The organism is Blautia sp. AM42-2, from assembly GCF_003480245.1.
Taxonomy (GTDB): domain Bacteria; phylum Bacillota; class Clostridia; order Lachnospirales; family Lachnospiraceae; genus Fusicatenibacter; species Fusicatenibacter saccharivorans.
The window spans coordinates 50090-73228 of record NZ_QUIM01000013.1; the positions used below are offsets into that span (position 1 = coordinate 50090).

A 23139-nucleotide genomic window follows, 5' to 3' on the forward strand; every position below is an offset into this window, starting at 1 on the left:
GCATTTACTGAAAATCCGCTGTTTCATGCTTCCACTATACCATGCTCTCTTCTTCTTGTTTAGTGCCTTTTTCGGCAGGAAATTAGGGCATTTCCGCTTTTCTGATTCTTACCCACTGGCCCATCGGGCGGTCTCCTTTTTCCTTTTCATACCGCTTCTGCATTTCCTTCATGCTGCAGCCGTACCGCTCCTTAAACAGACGCGACACCGACTTGTAGTTTTCGCAGCCGTGTTTCGGCAGAAGTTCCATGATCCGCGCCTCGGGATGCTGCAGGTCGCGGCAGATCCGGTCGAGCCGGATTTCATACAGATACTGGTAGACCGTCAGACCGAGGTACCGTTTCAGAAGCTTCGACAGATAATTCGGCGTATAACCAAAGTGCTCCGCGACCTGCGCCACCGTCAGCTTTTTGGCGTAATGCTCCTCAATATACCGCATGACCTCGCGGATCTGCTGTACGGCCTTCTGATTCTGCGGAATGTGTTCTTTTCCGATCCGCACCGCATAGTCCACCAGTAAGCGGTACAGCGCTTCAAGAAGAAGGCTGTCGAATTTTAACTGATACCCTTCTTTCTGCGCACCGTACACCTCGTCCATCTCCCGGAGAACTGCTTTGAATTCTGCGAGTTTTTGTTTTTCCGCCTCACTGGCCGGTCTTTCATCCACAACAAAGTAAAGATGATCGTAACGCTCCATGTACTGCAGCAGCATCTCGTACGGAACCTGCAGGACGATGGCCTGATTCGGATAGGCTGTCACGGCATGGATCGTGCCGGAGTTGATGACGAGAAGTTCATCTGCCCCGATCTGCCGCTCGCCGCCGTCACCGAAACGCACTTTCAGACGGCCTTCCAGAAGATAAATGATCTCCAGATCGTTGTGCCAGTGCGGCGGGTTGCTGTAGCCGCCGTCGTCGATGCTGTGGAAAAAGCGGATGCCGATATCCCCGTTTGCCGTAATCCATTCGAAATTGCTCTCCATGGTGCCCTCCCGTTTCTTGTCTTTTCGTGTATACAGACGAAGCGCGTCTGAACTTTCTGTTCGTTCAGGCGCGCTCCTTCTATTATCTTTTCTGCTACAGGGACATGGTAATTTCCCGCCCTGTGCGGTGGTATTTCTGAAAAGTGACTCCGGACGCCTTCATCATCCGTTTCGATGCGATCACGGACGGGGTGTCCGCGTACTTGTCGCAGTCGTAGATCACCGTTTTGATTCCCGCCTGGATAATCGCCTTGCAGCACTCGTTGCATGGGAACAATGTCACATACAGCTTGGCTCCCTCGAGGCTTCCGCCGCGGTAATTCAGGATGGCGTTCAGTTCACTGTGCGTTGTGTAAAGATACTTGTTTTCCAGCGGATTTTCACTTGTCTTTCCCCACGGGAACTCGTCGTCCGAGCAGCCTCTCGGGAAACCGTTGTATCCCATGGACAGAATCTTGTTGTCCTCGCTCACAATGCAGGCTCCCACCTGTGTGTGCGGATCCTTCGAGCGCATACCGGCAAGCTGGGCAACTGCCATGAAATATTCATCCCAGGAAATATAATCCTCTCGTTTATCGCTCATACCCATTTCCCCCGTGTTTTCTTAACGTACTTTGCTTCCGCTCTTATTTCGTACCGAAGATACGGTCTCCGGCATCGCCGAGGCCTGGTACAATGTAGCCGTGCTCGTTCAGATGGTCATCCAGTGCTCCGACGAAAACATCGACATCCGGGTGAACCTCATGCATTTTCTCGATTCCTTCCGGAGATGCGATGATGCACATGAAGTGGATCTTCTTTGCGCCTTTTTCTTTCAGCATGGTGATGGCTGCCGTTGCAGAACCGCCGGTTGCCAGCATCGGGTCGGTTACAAATACTTCACGGCTTGCGATGTCTGACGGAAGTTTGCAGTAATACTCAACCGGTGCCAGGGTTTCCGGATCACGGTACAGACCGATGTGTCCGATTTTTGCTGCCGGAATCATAGCCAGCATACCTTCTACCATACCAAGACCGGCACGGAGGATCGGCACAACTGCCATTTTCTTTCCTTCGAGCTCTTTTACGGTTGTTTTGCAGATCGGGGTTTCAATTTCAACGTCTGTGAGCGGCAGCTCTCTGGTTGCCTCGTAGCACATCAGCATTGCAATCTCGCTGATCATCTCGCGGAACTCCTTGGAGCTTGTGTCTTTCTTTCTGATAATACCGATTTTGTGCTGGATCAGTGGGTGATCCATGATGACTGTTCTTGCCATTTTCCCTTCTCCTTTGTTTAAAATTTATTCATTTTCTCCTTCATGCTCAATCAAGTGAATACGGCGTTCGTGACGCTCTTCTCCGGAAAATGGAGTGTTCAGGAAGGTTTCTACGATTTTGATTGCAAGGCCAGGGCCTACAACGCGTCCTCCCATCGCCAGTACGTTGGCATCGTTGTGCAGGCGGGTTGCCTCTGCGCAGAAGCAGTCGGTGCAGAGTGCTGCACGGATTCCTTCCATTTTGTTTGCCGTGATAGAAATGCCGATTCCGGTTCCGCAGATCAGGATTCCCTTATCACACGTTCCGTTCTGGATCGCATGGCCTACTTTTCTGGCGTAAACCGGATAATCAACTGCCTCGTTGCTGTAGCATCCGAAGTCCTGATATTCCAGTCCCTGTTTGTCCAGATATGCTTTTACCTCCTGCATCAGCTCATATCCGCCGTGGTCGCATCCTAAAGCTATCATTGTTCTTCCTCCTCTTTCAGCCGCGCAAGAACACCTTCAATCAGGAATTCCAGCGCTTCATAACATTTTCCGTATTCGGTAAGCGGTTCCCCGTAAAGGGCGGGGATGTCTCCTGCCAGCCGCAGAAATCCGGCGATCGTTTGCAGATGGGGCGCATCCGGGAAGTCCTCACGGATCTTTTCCCTCTGACTGTCCTCCATCACAAGAAGCAGCGTGTCGTCGTTGATGTCCTCCGCGGTAAGCGGTGTGGTCGTGTGGTCTTTGGCCGAAAGCCCGTTGCGCGCAAGCACTGCCTCTACCTTCTGGTTGACCGGCTGCGGAAACAGAACGACAAGCCCGCGGGAACCAATTTCCATCGGCCACGGAAGCTCTTTGCTCTGCAGAATCGCCTTCGCCATCGGTGCGCGCGCGGTATCGTCCGCGTCCACAAATAAAATCCTGCTGTAATGTTTCACTGTTATACCTCTGCTACTTTGTGGCCTGCGGCTTTTAACAGGCGGTTCATGATCGCCTGCCCCATACGCGGGGTGTCGAAAGCCTCGGAATAAATCACTTCCACGCCGTCCTCATCGAAGTCGCGCAGAATCGCAAACAGGTGATGCGCGATCGTCTCATCTTCGGCGCGCAGCCCGATGCTCTTGATATCTCCTGTGGTGTACTGCTCCCGTGTCTCATCGGTGCAGATTACGCCCACTTTCTTTCCTGCCTTTTCCTGTTCTGCGGCAAGGCGGTTGATTTCCGGAATCACCCGTTCCATCTCGCCCTGGATAATCGTAAGGTCTGCCTTCGGCGCATAATGTTTGTAGCGCATGCCCGGTGCCTTCGGACGCACATGGCTGTCCTCCGCAAGGATTCCCGGATCGACACGCACGGTTCCAAGCACTTTTTCCAGCATCTCTTTGTTGTAATAGCCCGGGCGGAGAATCGTCGGAATCTCCTCTGTAAAATCGACGATAGTGGATTCGAGGCCGATCTCGGCGTCTCCTCCGTCGATGATACAGTCAATTTTGTCCCCAAGGTCCTCGATCACATGCTCGGCTTTCGTCGGACTCGGCCGGCCTGATGTATTGGCGCTCGGCGCTGCGATGAAGCCGCCTCCGGCTAAGATCAGTGCGTTTGCCACTTTGTTGCTCGGATAGCGCACGGCTACGGAGGTAAGGCCTCCCGTCGTCTCGAGCGGAACGGCATTTGTTTTCTCAAAAATCATCGTCAGCGGTCCCGGCCAGCATGCGGCTGCCAGTTTGCGTGCACTCTCCGGCACGTTTGCCGCTACGGTTTCGAGGTCCTCCATTCTTCCGATGTGGACGATCAGCGGGTTGTCCGACGGACGGCCCTTTGCCGCATAAATTTTCTCGGAAGCTTTGGCATCCAGCGCATTTCCGCCAAGACCATATACGGTCTCGGTCGGGAATGCCGCCAGACCGCCGTTTTTCAGAATCTCTCCTGCTTTTTCGATCGCGCTCTGATCTATGTTATCTTCTGTCATCCTGGCAATCCATGCCCTCATATGTTTCTTCCTTCTTTCCATCTGTTCCAGCGCACAGTGTTTCCATCTGCGCACACTGTTTTGATTATACCATTTTCCGGCGCAGTTGAAAACCCTTGATTTAAAGAAGCTCTTTTAACTGAGCCGTGCGGTACGCCTCGATCAGTTCCTTTAATTCACGGATGCGCTGCCGGATCTGCCGTCCCTGATCCGTATCGCCGACTAACTGGCGCTTCATGTTGTACCGCACCGCCACCTGGCGGGAGACAATATCCTTCTCCTCCTGGATTGCTTTTTCCGTCGATTCAAACGGCTCGTGCGCGGTGAGGCTGAGGCCGTACGAGTTGTAAATCAGCGTGTAACCCGCGATGCCGGTTTCTTTGTGGTACGCCCTGCAGAAGCCGCCGTCGATGATCAGCACCTTGCCGCCGCATTTGACCGGGCTTTCACCGGCACTCTGGTGTACCGGGACGTGGCCGTTGATAATATGTACATTTTCACCGGCAAGCCCGAACTCCTGTAAGATCCGGTCCGCCGTCTCCTCTTTCTCGATCAGGCGGTAATACGCGTTTTTCACCTCGGTCCAGGTCTCTTTTTCTGCGAGGAAATACCGCTCAAATGTTGTCATCTTGTCGCGGCCGTACAGCGGGGAATTCGGCGCGGTCCACAGATACCACAGCGTATTGCGGCCCTGCTCCCGTTTTTTCGGATCGCGGCTTACAAATGCGCGGCGCACGTTGTGCTCGAGGATATCGTACAGTGCTTTTCCCTTGTATTTCTTTCCGTCGACCTGTACCTCTTTTAAGGTGCCGTCCTCATTCATCGGCATGCAGCCGTGGTACAGCAGATTTCCATTGTAGACGCGGTAGAGGCTTCCTTTTTTGAGCAGGAAATCGACGTGCGCCTGCAGTTTTTCGCTGTTTCGGAAGGCGAAGATCAGCTTATCGAGCACTTCTGCCTCTTTTTCTGTCAGCTCGTCCGGATGCGCCGGGTCGATCGTCGGAAAGCTCTTGTCGCGCAGAGCATACGTTTTCTCCCCAATCGTCACCGTTCCGTTCTGGTAATCGATCTGTTCCAGCAGACGGCGGTTTTCCATGCCGTATTCCGGGTTTTCACGGATCAGACGGTTCTCGAGCTTTAACTGCATCACGGTGATGGCCTTGTGCATGCGGCGTTCCAGCATCTGCTGGGAATTTCCGCTGTCCTCGCCGCCTTTTGCGGCAAAGCATTCGCACGGATCATCGCCGTACGTCTCGAGAGCAAAGGTGGCAAGCGGAAGCATATTGATGCCGTAGCCGTCCTCCAGCACATCGAGATTGCCATAGTGGAGGCAGATGCGGATCGTGCTGGCCACGCACGCCGGCTGGCCGGTCGCAGCGCCCATCCAGAGCACATCGTGGTTGCCCCACTGGATATCGAGGGAATGGTAATTCATCAGGCAGTCCATGATTTTATACGGCTCCGGACCGCGGTCAAAGATGTCGCCGATGATGTGGAGATGATCAACAACGAGCCGCTGAATCAGCTCTGCCACGGCGATGATGAAGTTTTCGGCGCTGCCGATTTCGAGGATGGTCTGGATGATCGCCTCGTAGTATGCTTCTTTATCGAGCACCTCCGGCTTTTCGGTGATCAGCTCCTCGATGATATAGCCATAATCCGCCGGCAGGGCTTTCCGCACTTTGGCACGGGTGTATTTGGAAGAAACGATTTTGCAGACGTCGATCAGGCGGTACAGCATGACCTTGTACCAGTCATCGATATCCTCCTGCTGCTTTTTCTCCATCTCCAGGCGCTCTCTCGGGTAATAGATAAGGGTTGCAAGCGCACGTTTTTCCGAAATACCGAGCGTGTGGCCGAAGACATCGTCAATCTTCTTTCGCACGGCACCGGAACCGTTGCGGAGTACATGAGAAAAGGCTTCGTATTCGCCATGAATATCCGAAAGGAAATGCTCCGTGCCTTTGGGAAGGTTGATAACGGACTGCAGATTGATGATTTCGGTCGCTGCTTTTTCGATGGTCGGGTACAATTCTGCGAGATATTCCAGATAATTTTTTTCGTTTTCCATGAGGACCTCCTGCCTGGGTTGTTTTTTCTTATTTTATAACGAACTCACCCTCGGCACAACCCTTTTTCTTCTTTCGATACATCGGGTGCGTCCCCTCGTGGAAAATATAATAGCTCACATAATCTGTGAGAAAAATTCCCACTGCCGAGAGCAGATACCAGATCCCGAAAAACCACGGGCAGATCAGCCCATCGCAGAAGGAAAACGGCAGCGTACTATAGTCCCACATGCGGTAATGCAGCACCCTCAGGGAAAACATCCCCGAATACAGTTCAATGGCCGTAATCAGGACGGCGGATACCATCATCTGAAACGCCAGCGGAAAGCGGCGCAGCCCGGCGGCTTCCAGCATTCCGATTCCTGCAAGGGACAGTCCTCCGGCAATGCCCATCAGGCGGAAGCTGTAACCGCGGTAGGTGACTTCGATGGCAATATAAATGCAGTAGCCCAAAAGAAAAAACAGCAGATACTTCTTCGCTTTCATTCGTTTTTCTCCCATTCTAATTGAGAATCTTTTCTCTTATTCCCAGTATCTCTGTCTTTTCTCTTTTTATCCGCTTGCATTTTTTCTTTTCCATGTTACAATACTTTCATGTTTCGAAAGAAGTTTTGAATAGAAAGGACAGAAAAAAGAATGGCATTTAACCCAATGAAGTTAATAGAATTAAAAAATCTAAGAGACCGTTTCGCCCAAAACCACCCGAAGTTCGTAAAATTCATGGGCGATCTCGCATCCTCCCAGATCGAAGAGGGAACGATTCTCGAAGTCACGGTGAAAAAGCCGGACGGGCGAACAATGGTTTCCAATATCAAGGTGACTGCTTCGGATCTTGAAATGCTGCAGGCAATCAAACAGATGTAACATATTTTTCGTGGCAAAAAGCCGCTTTCGACGAGCGGCAGGCTTTTGGACGCACGGTATTCCTCGAGATACTGCGTCACCGTCTTTCCCGTCATTTTCCGGAAGAGGCGGCAGCAGACCTCGCGGGACAGATGCACTTGCTCACCAAGCTTTTCGAGCGAAATCACGGATTCTTACCATTACTCCGATGCATTCCTGACGATCGAAGCGCCGTTCTACTTCCTGCTCGGCCTTCTCGCCGTCTACCGCACCTCGATTCAGAGTATGCAGAACGGACGCGCACCGTTTGCCGCATGCATGGTCGAGCTTGTGATGCGTCTTGCTGCTACCGTCTGGCTGTCACGCTTCTTAGGCTACACTGCCGTCTGCATCGCAAGCCCGCTTGCCTGGTTCGGTGCAATTGCACTGCTGATTCCAGTCTACTATCGGATGATGATGAAGCCTGTAAAAACAGTGTAATCAAAATTGGTCCACCGGATATTGATATGCCTGGCAACGCAAAACCCGGAATCCTTTCGCTCCTCTTCTGAGGTCTTGAAAAGATTCCGGGTTTTTTATTTTGCTGTTTTCTCTTCCCAGATTGTCTCCAGATTTTTTCCATCAATCCAGATACAGCGGTACACCCGCTTCATCTGCTCATCCAGTTCCGCTTCCCGGTCAGTCTTTACAATCACATGGCCGATCCGGTCAGTTCCATCTGCCATGGCAGAAACTTCATGCCCCTCCGGATAATCCAGGACAAGCTCCAGCCCTTCCTGACGCAGACGTTCGACCTGATCCCGGTCGATTTGTGTGATGGTTCCGCTTACCGGACTCAGCAGCAGTTTTGCCATGCACGGGCAGCTTTCCGTCTGCTGAAAATCCGTTTCTTCCCCGAGGGCGCTTTTGATCATCTGCTCATAAAAATCAAATCCGTAATACGTTGAAATCAGTTCCGGAATGCAGGTTGCTCCGGTTCTTCCGCCCATTTCAATGATCCAGACCTTCTCTCCGTCCACAAAGACATCCGCATTGACGGAGCACTGATCGGCACCGGATGCGGTGACGGCCAGCTGCATCTGGCGGGCAATTTCTTCCCGCAGTGCCCCGCTGCATCCATACGGAAATGCATGGCCGACCGGAACGGTCGTGTGTGCACCGCGGTATACAAATTTCATGTGCGGTGCCAGAAAGACCAGTTTGTGGTTCTGCACAAATCCATCCACGCCGATCTCCGTTCCGCGGAGGAATTTTTCAACCAGCACATAATCTCTTGCCGAACCGTTTCTCGCATTTTCATACGCTTCTTCGATCTGTCTGGAATGCTCCACCACGGTAATTCCGCGGCTTCCTGAACTGTCCACCCGTTTTACGACAACCGGGTATCCAAGCTGTTCTGCGGCTTTTTGTGCCTCCTCTGCGCTTCTTACCCGCATCCCGTCTGCCGCGGAAACGCCGCCCTGCCGGAATGCGTCTTTCATCTTTGCCTTATCGGTCAGAATTTCCGCCGCCTCATACGGAATGCCGGACAGATGCATCTTTTCACAGACATAGCCGATTGTGCTGACGGCCACATCGGTTCCCGATGTACAGATTCCGTCGATCTGTTCTTTTTCCGCCGCCGCAAGAATCGCTTCTTTATCCCGCGTATTCAGTTCATAAATTTTATCTGCAAGTGCAAACCCCGGATAATCGCCGGGAATACTCACTACGATTGTGTAAAGACCCATTCTGCGTGCAGTCCGGATCAGCGGCACCTGGTAAATACCGGCACCTAAAATCATGATTTTTTTCACTTTTTTTCTTCCTCATCAGATACGTTAATGGTTTCCCGCACAATATACTGCGGCGTGCGGTTCAGAATCAGAATCATTTTTCCGAGATACTCTCCGATAATGCCGAGCACCATCAAAATCAGTCCGGAAAAAACAACAATCGTACAGATTGTGGAGGACCATCCAACCATCACATTCGGATCGATGAGCTTTCGGATTGCAATGATAATGGCTGCCAGAAAACCGCCCGCTGCGGAAATTCCACCGAGTACGGAAGACACCCGAAGGGGGATCACCGAATAGTTCCAGTAGGCGAGCCATAATTTGATCAGCTTCTTTAACGTATAGTTGGAGGTTCCCACCGCACGTTTGAAGTGCTCCACCTCCACATTCCCGATTTTGTGCGTTGTACGGTAAAAAATCCCATCAATATATGGATTAAAGCTGTCGTATTTGACCACTTCTTCCTTGATCTGACGGGTGATCATCCAGAAGTTGCTGGAAACAATATTTTTAGGGCGCCCGAGAAGAATCCGTGATGAGACTTCGTTTAATTTACTTGTGATATTTTTCAGGAAGGAATTTTTTCGTTTCGGATAATATCCGTAAACCAGATCATATCCTTCTTCCATTTTATGGATCAGTTTGCTGATCTGCGATGGATGTGTCTGCATATCATCATCCATACCAAGAATAAAATCTCCCTCCGTGTAGTGGAGTGCGGCCATCAGCGCATTATGCTGGCCAAAATTGCGCAGCAGATTGATTCCTTTGACATTTTTATACTGTTCTCCCAGCTTTTTGATCTCTCCATACGTATCATCTTTTGGAGATCCATCGTTTACCAGGACAAATTCACAGTCATATCCGTCCATTTTTTTGAATTCTTCCATCACCATCTCTACAACCTTCCGAATCGTTGCTTCGGAATTGTAGCATGGGATGACAATTGAAATCCGTTTCATTTCATTCCTCCATCGGTATCGTTCAGAATGCAGTCATAGAACAGCGGCGTTCCTCCTGTGTGAATAAAAAGCACATCACAGTTTTGCAGGTCATGTTCCTCGATATACTGCTTCATTCCCCAGAATGCTTTTCCGGTATAGGTTGGATCCAGCGGAAGTCCGTTCCGGCAGAACTCTTCCCGGATCACCTGCAGAATACGCTCATCGTACTGACCGTATCCGCCCTGGCGGTATCCCATTTCCAGGTACAGTTCCTGCTCCCATCCTTCCGGCAGCAAAAGATGCTTCTTCTGAAAATAGTCCGAAATCCCGCTCTCCATAATGCGGATCGCGCGGTCGTACTCACGGGATGAAATAGAAAGACCGATAATCTGCTCGCTTCCCTGTTCGATCAGTTTTCCGCTCACCAGACCACTCTGCGTGGAGCCGGTCCCGGATGCTGCAAAGATATGAGAAAAGGAAACGTTCTGTTCTCTCTCCCACTCCAAAATCTCACGGTAGCCATCCACATAAGCCTGCACCGGTGTTCCTTCATTTCCGTTTCCGAATTTGTCGCCGAAAATATAATACGGCTGATATCCCTGCTCCGTCAGACGTTGCATGGTCTTTTCGACCGTCTGCGCAATCTCTGTTTTTCTGCACGGAATGACTTCGGCTCCGAGCCATTTCATCAGACGGCTGTTGTTGGTTTCGATCGGGTGTTCTTCGTTTTCTTCAGAAGAACAGATCATATAGCATGGAATTTTCTCGGCACAGCACAGATTGGCCAGCACGCGGCAGAGGTTGGATCTGCTGTTTCCGTAGATGATCATGCAGTCTTTGTTTTTCTCCTGCATATCCTGGAAAAAAGCACGTCCGATGCGGACTTTGTTTCCGCCTAAGGAAAACGGAAGAAGATCCTCCCGCTTGCAGTACAGGCGGACGCCTCTGTCGTTTGGAAATTCCAGTTTCTGAATTGGTGTCTGTATCATTGTTTCTCCTCTTTTATTCTTGTTTCAACTCACAGTCGGTATTTTCACGGAGTCTGACATGCCGAAAATAGTTCGACTGTGACTTGCCTCATGTCAGTGGAGGATACCGATTTTTCTCCGCCCGCCACTGCCGTTATGTTTCTTTTAACAATTCATCCCACCGCTTTAGAAGCAGGGGACTTCTTGTCTACTGGTGTTAAATTCCGGCATGCACCGGAAGCTTTTCCCTATTATAGACTATTTTTCTCTGCGTGGCAAGCCGTGCCGGAAACAGGAAAAGCCCGCCGGTTTTTGTTTTCACATCTGCCGGCGGGCTTTGGGGATTTTTTACGTATTCTGTTTTTTCGTCCAGGATCTGTTCAGGCTTCCTGCGGTGCGGCAAGATTGGCCACAATCCGCGCCACCTGGGCTATCTCCGGGATTTTTGTGTACTCGGCGCAGCTGTGTACCTGATTCATCGAGGTTGCGATGACAAGCCCTTCGATGCCGTGCTGTGCAAAGACGTTGTTGTCGCTGCCGCCGAAAGTTTTTTCGAATGCAGCGGTCAGGCCTTCTTCTGCAACGGCGCTCTCGTAATGCCTTGCGGCATCGCTTGTCAGCGGCGTCTCATACGCATGGATATTCAGCTTTTCTTCCCAGACCAGCTTCGCACCAATCTTCTCTGCTTCCTGCTGGAAGGTTCTGTGATATGTTTCCAGAAGCTCCATCGCCGTCTCGTGGTTCAGGCTTCGAATTTCGCCTTCGATCACGCAGCTTTCCGAAACGATGTTGGTACCGGAGCCGCCGCCGATTTTTCCGATGTTGGCAGTGGTGCTTTCATCCACGTGGCCCTGCGGAAGCTGTGCGATTGCGTGGGCGGCCGCCTGGATGCTGTTGATGCCGTCCTCCGGGTGGAAACCGGCGTGGGCGGCTTTTCCCTGGATTTTCGCCGCGAAGGAAACGAGTGTCGGTGCCGCGTAGGCGGCTGCACCGATCGCGCCGCTTAAATCCAGAACGTATGCTTCTTTTGCCTGCACCTGGCTGTAGTCGAAGGCATTTGCGCCTTTGCAGTACAGCTCCTCACCGACCGAGATCAGAATTTCGATCGGGCGGTGCGGTGTTTTGGTCTCGATGAGGTGGCGGACAGCTTCATAGATGACTGTCACACCGGCGAGGTCGTCGGCGCCAAGAACTGTCGTGCCGTCGCTCGTTACGGTTCCATCCTCATGGGAGACGGCTTTTTTTCCTTTTGCAGGCTCAACAGTGTCCATGTGGGCCGCAAAGAGAACCGGGGCTCCTGCAAGGCTGCCCGGAATGCGCGCGAACAGATTGCCCGCATTGGAGCCGGTCTGCTCCTGCGTATGATCTTCTGTAAACGTAACCCCGATTTCGGCGAATTTTATTTTTAAGGTGTCCGCCATCTCGCGCTCCTCTAAGGACGGCGAATCGATAGATACCAGCTCCGCAAAAAAATCAGCAATTCTTTTCTCATCTATCATAATCTTTTCTCCTGCTCTTTGGCTGTGTCCGCAATTTAAATAACATACTCAGGCTGCGCCATAATATGCATCTTGCTGAAGAACTCCCGTGTTCTCTGATTCTGCGGATGCTCGAATACTTCTTTCGGTGTTCCGTCTTCTACTACGTGTCCTTTATCAAGGAAGATCACACGGTTCGACACATGGCGGATAAAGTTCATCTCATGGGAAACCAGAAGCATTGTATATCCCTGTGCCGCAACTTTTTTAATAACATCCAGAACCTCTCCAACCAGCTCCGGGTCAAGGGCTGAAGTCGGCTCGTCGAGCAGCAGAATCTGCGGTTTCATGGCGAGGGCTCTTGCGAGCGCCACCCTCTGCTGCTGTCCGCCGGACATATGCTTCGGATAGTGGTTTGCCCATTTCTCCATGCCGACCAGTTTCAGTTCTTCTAATGCAATGGCTCTGGCCTCGTCTTTTTTCATCTTCTTGACAACAATCAGGCCTTCCATCACATTTTCCAGTGCGGTTTTCTTCTCAAACAGATTGAACCGCTGGAACACCATTCCTGTGTTCTGTCTTAAATACAGAAGCTCTTTCGGTTTCCGCTCGGAAAGGCCGATCACCTTGTCCCCGATCGTCACCGTTCCCTTCTCCGGTGTCTCAAGGCGGTTGACGCAGCGCAGAAGCGTTGATTTTCCGGTTCCGGAAGGACCGATGATTCCCACAACATCGCCCTGTTTGATCTCGAGGCTGATGTCGTCGAGCACCACGTTGTCGTTATATTTTTTTGATAAATGATCAATTTTTATCATTTTTCTTACCCTCCCCGTTTGCGGACGCCAGCTCTACCTGGTCCGGAATCCGGATTTTATTTTCAATTACGCGGATGATCTGCTCGATCACCAGTGTTACCAGCCAGTAAATGATGGCCAGTGAAACGTAAACTTCAAAGTAGCGATACGTTCTTCCTCCAATAATCTGGCCCTGTGCGGTAATCTCGACAACGGCGCAGGTAAAGGCAAGAGACGTTCCTTTGATGATACTGATAAAAGAGTTTCCAAGGGTCGGAAGCGCAACCTCAAAGGCCTCCGGCAGAATGATGCGGCGCAGTGTCTGCGGATACGTCATGCCAAGTGCATGTGCTGCTTCGATCTGGCCCGGGTCAACGGACTGCAGGGCCGAACGGATAATCTCAGCCATAAAGCCCGACTGGTTCAGTCCCAGAGCGATCATCGCATAGACGAAACCGGAAATATTGGCAACCGCCAGATTCGTTCCGAACTGCTGGTTGATTGCCTTGAACATCATGGGAATACCAAAGAACGCAACATACAGCTGTACGATGACCGGCGTGCCGCGGAGCAGTGAAATCAGAAGATTCGTAATCTGCGTCAGCACTCTGATTTTTTTCATTTTGATGATCGCCATCACAAGTCCCAGTCCCAGTCCGATCAGCATAGAAACCACGGCCAGTTCCAGCGTGATCGGCAGCTTTGTCAGCAATTCTGGTATGGATGAAAATACCAGTGAAACGTCAAATAATTTTCCCATGATTTTCGTCCTCTCTTACACGTATTTTTCTACCAGTACACAGGTAAAGCCAAGATTTTTCTTCGGCTTTTTCGGCTCTTCGTCTTTCTTCAGTGCATGGTGGTCGTATACCGACAGGTCAGCGTCCGGATTCAGTTTGTAGCCTAATTTCTCATAAAAGCCTGCGGCGCGGTCCTGGCTTGTGATGACGATGTGATCAACACCGTATTCTTTCAGCCATTTCTCAGCGGCTTCGACCAGTACGCGGCCGTATCCGCTTTTCTGTTTTTCTCTGACCACACAGACACGCTCGATTTTTCCTGTCTTTTCCGCCGGAAATGCGATGCGGCAGCCGGCTACCGGCTTGTGATCTTCTGTCAGCAGAATCGCCTGCAGATCATCTTTGCTCTCGTCCTGTCCGAATTCCAGTTCAATCGGAATGTTCTGTCCGCAGCAGAACGCATCGGTTCTGACGTAATCATATGCTTTGTATTTCCACTCTTCGCTTCCCTTTTCTACCCGGTAAATTTCTGCCATGTTTTTCGCTCCTTTTAGAATCGGGAAACGGATGTTCTCGATCCGCTTCCCGTCTGTTTTGTAATCTCTTCTGTTTTTATTTCGAAAACGATATTCTAGTTTGGTGTCTCATCAAAGTATTTCTCGTCCGGGCTGGTGTCCACGCCGAGATACTCGGTTGTGATCTTGGAAAGAGTTCCGTCTTCTTTCATCTCTTTTAAGGCTTTGTCAACATCCTCGCGGAGTGCTGCGCCCTCTTCGTTCTTTCCAAACAGGAAGTAGGTATTGTTCTGCGGGAACAGGAAATCTTCGGTCTCCTCGTCGATCTCGTTTGCTTCCAGCTGACCTTCCAGTCCGAACTGCGGAAGCAGGTTGTCGATGATCGGTCCGTCGTCGATTGCCACATCAGCGGTTCCATCTACGATATGCTGGTAGCGGACCTGGAAGTTTGCATTGGAATATACGATATTGATCTGGTGATCCGGGTTGTCTGTATTCCATTTTTCCAGTGCATTTGCGGTAAGGCTTCCTGCACTCAGCTCAATTTTGTATCCGCGGTCTGCCAGATCGGTAAGAGAAGTCAGCGGCTCATCGCCGGTTCTCTGAATGTATTCGTTGAAGCTGGTTTTATATGGTAAAGAGAAGTAGTAGGATTCTGCTCTCTCATCGGTATATCCATAGTTGTTGACTGCGATGTCGTACTGACCGCTCAGCACACCCTGCAGTGCATCTGCCTGCTCAATTTTCAGTTCATACTGCGGAAGGCGGTTGAACACTTCTTTTACGATATCGATATCGACACCGGTCAGCTCGTTGTCATCATTTACGTAAAAGTACGGTGCCAGTGTGCCGCTTGTTACAGCTTTGATCACTTTTTTCTCACCGGAATCCGATGCGGAGCTGCCTTCTGCGGAAGATGATGCTGCGGAAGATGATGCTGCGGAACCGCTGCTGCTTCCTGCATTTGCTGATGCATTGCTTCCGCATCCTGCAAAGCTTGCTGCCAAAAGGCCCGCCGCTGCCAATACTGCCCAGAATTTCTTTGTCTTTTTCATAATAAAATCCTCCTCATTTTCTCGTTCTTTTCAGTTCCGGCCGCACCCCGGCTGCCTGAGAGTGTTCCACCAGAGCGCTCCGGATTCTTCTGTCTTATCTCTTTATAAAAGTCCTTTCAGCGGATTAATCGATGCATCCACGGAAAGTACGCCGTTCTTCGGGTTTCTGTCTTCCCATTTCGGGCTGTTCCAGATGGTTTTTGAGATTTCTCCTGCGTAATCCTCGTAGGTCTCTCCCTCCGGATGGCGAAGGAATACTTCATCCGGTGTTTTGCTGAGTGTTCTTCTCGATCCATCGTCTGCCATCAGCTTCTCGAAATCTACTTTTGCAAGGATTCGTTCGTTGTATCCGCGGAAGAGAACCTCGCCTAATTTCTTTCCAGGTCTCGAAAGTGCCAGCACCTGCGGATCGCTTCCGTGACGGAAGGCCGGGATCGCATACAGCTCTTTTAAGTAGCCCCAGATATTTTTGTAATCACGAATCGGTTTCTTCACCGGTCCTACGTTGTGGAAGTAGCTGACATCCCAACGGATCAGAGTGACGTAAGCGCGGACATCGCTGTCGGTGATGTAGTCGCCGAACAGGAAACGGTTCGTCTCCAGCCGTTTGTCCAGCTTATCGAGGGATTCATAGAAATCTTCGTATGCCTCATCGTATGCTTCCGGTGACTGGCAGAATGCCATGCGGTAATGGCCGTTGTTGATATGCGGGAAGAGCCAGTCGTTAAACTCATCGATCTCTTTCCGGAATTTTTTCGGGTACAGGTCCGGCGCATCTTTTGGCTGGAATGGACGGAACTGCACTTCGAGATAGTTCGTAAGGCGGTGATAATCGTTGTTCACAGCCTTTTTCTCTTTGACATCCACCAGGGTCGGTGTCGTTGCTCTTCCTTTGAAGTCCGGGTTTGCTCTTTTATAGAACTCACTTAAGAAGTAAGCGCCTGTCGCCGGATCCTTGAAATCCGGATACTGTCCGAATGCATGTCCGTAACGGTTTGTCTCGCCGGATGGAGAAACTCTCGTCTCCGAGATCACATCCTGCAGTCCTAAAAGCTCCCGCACGATGATCGGACGGTTGGACCAGTTGCATCCGGTTGCCCAGTAGATCCCGAAGCGGTTTGCTTCTGCTTTCAGGCCGCCTTCTTTATCGCCGAATGGCTGGATAAATGCATTTGGCTGACGGATGAAAGCGCCGCGCTCATCGATCTCTACAAGGGTTTCATTTGGTCTTGGGTCTACTCCGACTTCTGCTGCAAACTGTTCTGCCAGTGCATCTGTGTATTTGATTTCTTCGGTTTCTTTATTTTCAACTGGGGTGAAGCTGCATCCGCATCCGCTCATGTTTTTGTCCTCCGTTTTCTATGTCTGTTTATTATCTATTCTTATGTTGTTTATTCTCATTTCTTTTAAAAAAGGTTAAAAAAATAGCAGGCATTCGTTCCGGCCTGCCCGCACATGCAATTTCTGCTATGCTTTTTCTGCCTGCGAATGTTTCTTATTTTTCTTTATTCTGATTGGAGCTGCAGCAACAGCAACAACACATCTCCATCATTCTGTTCTCCTGCATTCGTCTGTTGTCTGTTTTTTTCATTTGCTGTTCTCCTTTCCTACTAAGTCGATATGTTTAATGTGTTTCTCGATTACATGGCATATTATAATGCATATTTTTTCTATGTGCAACCCCTAAAACGCCTTTTGGTAATTGTTATTTCGATGAATCGATTATAGGTTTTTCCTATTGGTTAGTCATACCAGAAAGATATTACTTATCACACCTGTAGGCTGATTTTGCTTTTTCCTACCAACCGCCGCAACTTTTGCAATGTGCTCAACAATTCTTGCCATGGCTTTTTTCTTAAAAAACGATACAATAAAAAGCAAAGAACACCACTTGCAAAATACAATGTACTCTCGGAATCTTTCTGTGCTTGTTTTTGTGAGATGATTTTTTGTCAGTTGTGCCCAAATTTCTGAGGCGTACGCGGTGCGTACGTTGATGAAATTCGGGTGCAGCTGGCGGAAAATCAGCCGCAAAGGCAAGTGCAGAAAGATTCCGAGAGTACATTACAAAATAAAGGAGAGTTTTTCTTATGGAAATGACATTTCGCTGGTATGGTTCCAAATTTGATACCGTTACCTTAGAGCAGATCCGCCAGATTCCGGGCGTAACCGGAGTCATCACAACCCTGTACGACACTACCCCGGGCGAGGTGTGGACACGCGAAGCGATTCACGCGTTAAAAGAAGAGGTTGAGGCCTCTGGACTTCACATCTCCGGCATCGAGAGCGTCAACATCCACGACGCCATCAAAATCGGCAGCCCGGACCGTGAGCAGTACATCGATAATTATATTGAAACGTTAAAGCACCTCGGCAAGGAAGACATTCACCTTGTCTGCTATAACTTCATGCCGGTCTTCGACTGGACCAGAACAGAACTCGCACGCGTCCGTCCGGACGGCTCGACCGTACTTGCCTACAAACAGTCCGCCGTAGACGCACTTGTTCCGGAAAAAATGTTTGAATCTATCGCAGGTGATGCAAACGGCGCAATTCTTCCTGGCTGGGAGCCGGAGCGCATGGCAAAAGTGAAAGAGCTCTTTGACGCTTACCGCGATGTGGATGATGAGAAACTGTTTGCCAACCTCAAATACTTCCTCGAACGCATCATGCCGGTCTGCAACGAGTACGATATCAAAATGGCCATTCACCCGGACGACCCGGCATGGAGTGTCTTCGGTCTTCCGAGAATCATCATTAATAAAGAAAACATTCTGCGCATGATGAAGATGGTCGATGACCCGCACAACGGCGTGACCTTCTGCTCGGGTTCCTACGGAACAAACCTGGAGAACGATCTGCCGGATATGATCCGTTCCTTAAAGGGCCGCATCCACTTCGCTCACGTCCGCAATCTGAAATTCCACAGCCAGCAGGATTTCGAGGAGGCCGCACACCTTTCCTCTGACGGCAGCTTCGATATGTATGAGATCATGAAAGCGCTGTACGACATCGGCTTCGACGGCCCGATCCGCCCGGACCACGGACGTATGATCTGGGGCGAGAAGGCAATGCCGGGCTATGGACTGTATGACCGCGCACTCGGCGCGACTTATTTAAACGGACTCTGGGAAGCTATTGACAAGAGTCACAAACGTGGAATTTAAAGGAGGTTTTTACTGATGTCTCTTAACTTAACAGCTGCCGGACTGGCAGATCAAAAAGCGTGGGAAGCCGCAGGCTATGCGCTTCCATCCTATGACCGCGAAGCAATGATCACCCGCACGAAAGAATCTCCGTGCTGGGTGCATTTCGGAGCCGGAAATATTTTCCGTGCCTTCCAGGCAAATACAGCACAGGAACTGCTGAACAACGGTACCTTTGACCGCGGTGTCATCGTTGCGGAGGGCTTCGATACAGAAATCATCCGTGATATGTACCAGCCGCACGATAATTTAAGCATTCTGGTGACCTTAAAAGCCGATGGTTCTGTCGAGAAAACCGTTGTTGGAAGCATCGCAGAATCGCTGGCTGCCGATACGGCGGATTCTCCGGATTTTGCCCGGTTAAAAGAAATCTTTACCAAGGATTCCCTGCAGATGGCGACGTTTACGATCACCGAAAAGGGATATTCCCTGAAAAACGGTGCGGGCGAACTGCTGCCGTCTGTTGCTGCCGATTTTGCTGCCGGACCTTCTTCCGTTACCAGCTATATGGGAAAAGTTGCTTCTCTTTTATATGAAAGATTTCTTGCAGGCGAAAAACCGGTTGCGATGGTCAGCACCGACAACTGCTCCCACAATGGCGAAAAACTTTCCCTTGCCCTGACAGCCTACGCTTCTGCATGGGAAGAAAACAAGCTGGTACAGCCAGGCTTCCTCTCCTATCTGCAGAACCCGGAAAAAGTCAGCTTCCCGTGGACCATGATCGACAAGATCACCCCGCGGCCGGATGGTTCCATCGAAAAGATACTCGAGGAGAACGGCCTCGCCGATGCACAGCCGATCGTCACCTCCCGCCACACCTACGTTGCTCCGTTCGTCAATGCAGAGGAATGCCAGTACCTCGTAGTCGAAGATCATTTCCCGAACGGACGGCCGCCGATGGAAAAGAGCGGATGGATCTTTACCGACCGGGAAACTGTCAACAAAACAGAGCGCATGAAGGTCTGCACCTGCCTGAACCCGCTGCACACCACACTCGCTGTGTTCGGCTGCCTGCTGGACTATGAACTGATCAGTGAGGAGATGAAAAATCCGGTACTGAAAAAGCTCGTGGAGCGCATCGGATATGTGGAAGGACTTCCAGTTGTCACCGATCCTGGCATTCTCTCTCCGAAGCAGTTTATCGATGAAGTGCTGAACATCCGCGTCCCGAACCCGTTTATGCCGGATACGCCGCAGCGAATTGCGACCGACACGTCACAGAAGCTGTCGATCCGGTTCGGTGAGACGATCAAATCGTATCTTGCTTCTCCGGAGCTGTCACTCTCGGATCTTCAGGCAATTCCGGCTGTATTTGCGGGATGGCTGCGGTATCTGATGGGCGTGGATGACAACGGCGATGCATTTGATCTGAGCCCGGATCCGCTGCTTGCCACGGTCCGCCCGTATGTGCAGGATCTGAAACTCGGCGCACCGGCTGACCGTGAGGCGCTTTCCAAAACGCTGGCTCCGCTGCTCTCCGATGCTTCGATTTTCGGTGTGGATCTGATTTCCGCCGGACTTTCTGACCGTGTGCTGGATGCTTTTGTCTCGATGCTTCAGGGACCTGGCGCTGTAGCAGATACGCTTGCTGCTCTGACCGCTCAATTCTAAAGGGGAGGTATTTCCATATGAAACCTTTTATGGACGCTGACTTTCTGCTGCAGACCGATACGGCGAAAACACTGTACCACGAGGCGGCTGAAAAAATGCCCATTTTTGACTATCACAACCATCTGAATCCACAGGAGATTCTCGAAGACCGCCAGATGGAGAATCTGACACGCGTCTGGCTCGACGGGGATCATTATAAATGGCGTGCCATGCGTGCGATGGGCTTTTCGGAGGATCTGATCACCGGAAACGCCGATGATTACGACAAATATCTGGCGTTTGCCGAGACGATTGAGAACGCGATCGGCAATCCTTTATACCACTGGACACATCTGGAGCTGCAGCGGTACTTCGGCATCACGACACCGCTCTCCCGCGCAACAGCGAAGGAGCTCTGGGATGAGGCGAATGCAAAACTGCAGACGAAGGAGTTTACCGTGCGCAATCTGATTCTGAACCAGCATGTGTCGCATCTGTGCACCACCGACGATCCTGCAGATGATCTGCACTGCCATCTGGCATTACAGAAGGAATACTTTGCCTGCCGCGTTCTGCCGTCCTTCCGCCCGGACCGCGCCGTTCATCTCGAAAAGCCGGATTTCCCGGAATACGTGGAAAAGCTTGCCGCTGCCGCCGGCAGGACGATTGCATCCGCAGAGGATATGGTGCATGCCCTCTCCTGCCGCCTCGACTTCTTCCTCTCCGCCGGCTGCGTTGTCAGCGACCACAGCCTTGAGGGCTGCTTCTATGTGCCATGCACGGCTGCTGAGGCGAATGATGTATTTGAAAATCGCATGAACGGCGGTGCTCTCACTGAAAAAGAGCTCGGCATGTACAAGGGCTTCCTTCTGACGAACCTCGGACGGCTGTATCATAAGCACAATATTGCCATGCAGCTTCATATCAAAGCACTCCGTAACAACTCGAAGCGGATGTTCCGTGCGCTCGGTGCCGATACCGGCTTTGACAGCATGAACGATTTCGCCTTTGCCCCGATGCTCGGCGCTTTCTTAAACGATATGGACGAGGACGACGCACTGCCGAAAACTGTGCTCTACTCTCTGAACCCGGGCGACAACCCGATGCTTGCAAGCATGGCTGGAAACTTTGCTGCGCCTGGCATCCGCTCGAAAGTGCAGTTCGGTACCGCATGGTGGTTCAACGATCACAAATACGGCATGGAATCCCAGCTTGCGACGCTTTCCAGCATCGGCATGCTCTCCACCTTCATTGGCATGCTGACCGACTCCCGCAGCTTCCTCTCCTTCCCGCGCCACGAATATTTCCGCCGGATTCTCTGCAATCAAATCGGAAACTGGGTGGAAAACGGGGAGTACCCGGCGAACCTGGAGTTTCTGAAAGAGATGGTGGAAAATATCAGCTACAACAATGCGGTTTCGTATTTCCTGTGATTTTCGCATGCCTTATTGACAATTATTCCCACATACCGTACAATAAAAGGGATTACTGATCAACGAAAGGATTACAGAAACATGGACGACTCAGGCAGTATGCCTCGACGATGCTTTATTTTCATCATTTGATAAACGGAGACATAATCTATCTTTGATTCCGCCAGATTCAAGATAGGTTATGTCTTTTTGTACATTTTTTGCATCGTGTCCCGGTTTCCTAAGAAAGGAAAAACAAATGAACAGCGACATTGTGTCACTCATCATCATTCTTATCTGCGTCATGCTCTCAGCCTACTTTTCGGCGACGGAGACTTCCTTCACCTCGCTGAACCGCATCCGCATGAAAAATATGGCAGAAAAAGGCGACAAGCGGGCGGAACTGGTGTTAAAGCTGCTGGAGAACTTTGACAAGCTGCTCTCCACGATTCTCGTCGGCAACAACATCGTCAACATCGGACTCAGCTCCCTTGCCACGGTGCTTTTTATCAAGCTTCTCGGCGGCGACTCCGGTGCGACGGTTTCCACGATCGTAACCACTATCGTGGTCCTGATCTTCGGCGAAGTTTCCCCGAAAAGCATTGCAAAAGAATCTCCGGAGACGATCGCCAAATTTTCCGCACCGTTTCTCCACATTCTGATGATCGTGCTGACCCCGGTGACGTTTTTCTTTTCCCAGTGGAAGAAGCTGCTCTCCCGCATCTTCAAATCCTCGGAAAACCACGGCATCACCGATGAGGAACTGATGACCATCGTCGAGGAGGCGACCCAGGAGGGCGACATCGACGACCAGGAAGGCGATCTGATTCAGAATGCAATCGGCTTCATGGAGATGGAGGCCGCAGAGATCTTTACTCCGCGTGTCAACGTCATCGGCATTCCGCTCGATGCGACGAAATCCGAGATCGCTAAGACTTTCTCCGACACCGGATTTTCCCGGCTGCCAGTGTATGATGATGATATCGACCACATTGTGGGAATTGTGTATCAGAAGGATTTCCACAACCACATTTACCACACCAACAAACCGCTAAGCAGCATCATCCGCCCGGCGCTCTTTGTAACCGAGAATACGAAGGTCGGCCCGCTGCTAAAAAAAATGCAGGCGAAGAAATCGCATATTGCCATTATCATTGATGAATTCGGCGGCACCGACGGTATCATCACCATGGAAGATATCCTCGAAGAGCTCGTCGGCGAAATCTGGGATGAGCATGATGCGGTTGTACAGGAAATCCAGAAAGTTTCCGAAAACGAATACCTCGTGACCGGAACGGCAAGCATCGACAAGGTGTATGAAGAGCTCGATATTGACAAAGAATTTGACGTCTTTACGGTCAGCGGATGGATCATGGGGATCCTCGAGCGCGTGCCAAAGGAAGGCGATCATTTCGTCTCGGATGGCCTCGACGTAACCGTACTGAAAATGGCAGACCGGAGAGTCGACAAGGTACGGATCGTGCGGCTGCCGAAGGATGAAAATGAACAGTAAGTAATTGATACGATTTACACGCAAAAAACGGATCGAACATCT

Annotated in this window: 23 protein-coding genes; 6 read left to right on the forward strand and 17 right to left on the reverse strand. The window is 50.8% G+C overall.

Going from position 1 to position 23139, the window contains the following annotated elements; genetic code table 11:
• Window positions 1–82: 82 nt before the first annotated feature.
• The 8 genes from DW915_RS13025 to DW915_RS13060 form a co-directional block, all read right to left on the reverse strand.
• A complete protein-coding gene (locus tag DW915_RS13025) occupies window positions 83–982 on the reverse strand; it encodes an AraC family transcriptional regulator (RefSeq protein ID WP_055264852.1) in 900 nt (299 codons plus the stop codon).
• A gap of 94 nt (window positions 983–1076) precedes the next feature.
• Window positions 1077–1565, reverse strand: coding sequence for a deoxycytidylate deaminase (locus DW915_RS13030; RefSeq protein WP_022462096.1), 489 nt, complete (start codon window positions 1563–1565; stop codon window positions 1077–1079).
• A 43-nt stretch (window positions 1566–1608) separates the two neighbouring features.
• A complete protein-coding gene (gene upp / locus DW915_RS13035; protein ID WP_022462095.1) occupies window positions 1609–2238 on the reverse strand; it encodes a uracil phosphoribosyltransferase in 630 nt (209 codons plus the stop codon).
• Window positions 2239–2262: 24 nt separating this feature from the next.
• Window positions 2263–2706 (reverse strand): ribose 5-phosphate isomerase B, encoded by a 444-nt coding sequence (gene rpiB, locus DW915_RS13040; protein ID WP_055218692.1) that lies wholly within the window; start codon window positions 2704–2706, stop codon window positions 2263–2265.
• Window positions 2703–3161 carry an arsenate reductase/protein-tyrosine-phosphatase family protein gene (locus DW915_RS13045; RefSeq protein WP_055218690.1) on the reverse strand — a complete coding sequence of 153 codons (459 nt, stop codon included), beginning with the start codon at window positions 3159–3161 and terminating at the stop codon, window positions 2703–2705. Before DW915_RS13045 ends, rpiB begins: the two co-directional genes overlap by 4 nt.
• Window positions 3162–3163: 2 nt before the next feature.
• Window positions 3164–4213, reverse strand: coding sequence for an L-threonylcarbamoyladenylate synthase (locus DW915_RS13050; RefSeq protein WP_022462093.1), 1050 nt, complete (start codon window positions 4211–4213; stop codon window positions 3164–3166).
• Between the two features lie 100 nt (window positions 4214–4313).
• Entirely contained in the window at window positions 4314–6263 is a 1950-nt protein-coding gene (locus DW915_RS13055) for a fructose-bisphosphatase class III (RefSeq protein ID WP_055227271.1), read from the reverse strand.
• A 28-nt stretch (window positions 6264–6291) separates the two neighbouring features.
• Window positions 6292–6747, reverse strand: a complete 456-nt coding sequence (locus DW915_RS13060; RefSeq protein ID WP_158581063.1) for a putative ABC transporter permease — start codon at window positions 6745–6747, stop codon at window positions 6292–6294.
• 150 nt (window positions 6748–6897) lie between these two features.
• On the opposite strand from DW915_RS13060, the gene DW915_RS13065 reads away from it, so the two are divergent.
• A complete protein-coding gene (locus DW915_RS13065; protein ID WP_022462090.1) occupies window positions 6898–7125 on the forward strand; it encodes a hypothetical protein in 228 nt (75 codons plus the stop codon).
• 45 nt (window positions 7126–7170) lie between these two features.
• Window positions 7171–7584, forward strand: a complete 414-nt coding sequence (locus DW915_RS13070) for a hypothetical protein (RefSeq protein ID WP_243033838.1) — start codon at window positions 7171–7173, stop codon at window positions 7582–7584.
• 95 nt (window positions 7585–7679) lie between these two features.
• On the opposite strand, the gene DW915_RS13075 is transcribed toward DW915_RS13070, so the two are convergent.
• The 9 genes from DW915_RS13075 to DW915_RS13120 form a co-directional block, all read right to left on the reverse strand.
• Window positions 7680–8900, reverse strand: coding sequence for an ATP-binding protein (locus DW915_RS13075; protein ID WP_118742255.1), 1221 nt, complete (start codon window positions 8898–8900; stop codon window positions 7680–7682).
• Window positions 8897–9844, reverse strand: coding sequence for a glycosyltransferase family 2 protein (locus tag DW915_RS13080; RefSeq protein ID WP_118600713.1), 948 nt, complete (start codon window positions 9842–9844; stop codon window positions 8897–8899). The genes DW915_RS13075 and DW915_RS13080 overlap by 4 nt, the downstream gene beginning before the upstream one ends.
• Window positions 9841–10815 (reverse strand): 1-aminocyclopropane-1-carboxylate deaminase/D-cysteine desulfhydrase, encoded by a 975-nt coding sequence (locus tag DW915_RS13085; protein ID WP_117813666.1) that lies wholly within the window; start codon window positions 10813–10815, stop codon window positions 9841–9843. Before DW915_RS13085 ends, DW915_RS13080 begins: the two co-directional genes overlap by 4 nt.
• A 359-nt stretch (window positions 10816–11174) precedes the next feature.
• A complete protein-coding gene (locus DW915_RS13095) occupies window positions 11175–12293 on the reverse strand; it encodes a M20/M25/M40 family metallo-hydrolase (protein ID WP_243030486.1) in 1119 nt (372 codons plus the stop codon).
• 35 nt (window positions 12294–12328) lie between these two features.
• Window positions 12329–13087: an amino acid ABC transporter ATP-binding protein gene (locus DW915_RS13100; protein WP_022462084.1), complete on the reverse strand. Its 759-nt coding sequence runs from the start codon at window positions 13085–13087 to the stop codon at window positions 12329–12331.
• The gene (locus tag DW915_RS13105; RefSeq protein ID WP_022462083.1) at window positions 13074–13826 is read right to left on the reverse strand and encodes an amino acid ABC transporter permease; all 753 of its coding nucleotides are present in this window, start codon (window positions 13824–13826) and stop codon (window positions 13074–13076) included. The genes DW915_RS13100 and DW915_RS13105 overlap by 14 nt, the downstream gene beginning before the upstream one ends.
• Before the next feature lie 15 nt (window positions 13827–13841).
• Entirely contained in the window at window positions 13842–14342 is a 501-nt protein-coding gene (locus DW915_RS13110) for a GNAT family N-acetyltransferase (RefSeq protein WP_117813664.1), read from the reverse strand.
• Window positions 14343–14437: 95 nt separating this feature from the next.
• Window positions 14438–15376, reverse strand: coding sequence for a transporter substrate-binding domain-containing protein (locus DW915_RS13115; RefSeq protein ID WP_117813662.1), 939 nt, complete (start codon window positions 15374–15376; stop codon window positions 14438–14440).
• A gap of 102 nt (window positions 15377–15478) precedes the next feature.
• Window positions 15479–16717: a glutathione S-transferase C-terminal domain-containing protein gene (locus tag DW915_RS13120; RefSeq protein ID WP_117761082.1), complete on the reverse strand. Its 1239-nt coding sequence runs from the start codon at window positions 16715–16717 to the stop codon at window positions 15479–15481.
• Window positions 16718–17466: 749 nt separating this feature from the next.
• Here DW915_RS13120 and uxuA point away from each other — a divergent pair.
• The 4 genes from uxuA (at window position 17467) to DW915_RS13145 (ending at window position 23097) form a co-directional block, all read left to right on the forward strand.
• The gene (gene uxuA, locus DW915_RS13130) at window positions 17467–18543 is read left to right on the forward strand and encodes a mannonate dehydratase (RefSeq protein WP_022462079.1); all 1077 of its coding nucleotides are present in this window, start codon (window positions 17467–17469) and stop codon (window positions 18541–18543) included.
• A gap of 15 nt (window positions 18544–18558) precedes the next feature.
• Entirely contained in the window at window positions 18559–20193 is a 1635-nt protein-coding gene (locus tag DW915_RS13135; RefSeq protein ID WP_118742256.1) for a mannitol dehydrogenase family protein, read from the forward strand.
• A 17-nt stretch (window positions 20194–20210) separates the two neighbouring features.
• Window positions 20211–21605 (forward strand): glucuronate isomerase, encoded by a 1395-nt coding sequence (uxaC, locus tag DW915_RS13140; RefSeq protein WP_118742257.1) that lies wholly within the window; start codon window positions 20211–20213, stop codon window positions 21603–21605.
• A gap of 238 nt (window positions 21606–21843) precedes the next feature.
• On the forward strand, window positions 21844–23097 hold the full coding sequence (locus DW915_RS13145; RefSeq protein WP_117509487.1) for an HlyC/CorC family transporter: 1254 nt from the start codon (window positions 21844–21846) through the stop codon (window positions 23095–23097).
• The last annotated feature ends 42 nt before the right edge of the window (window positions 23098–23139 follow it).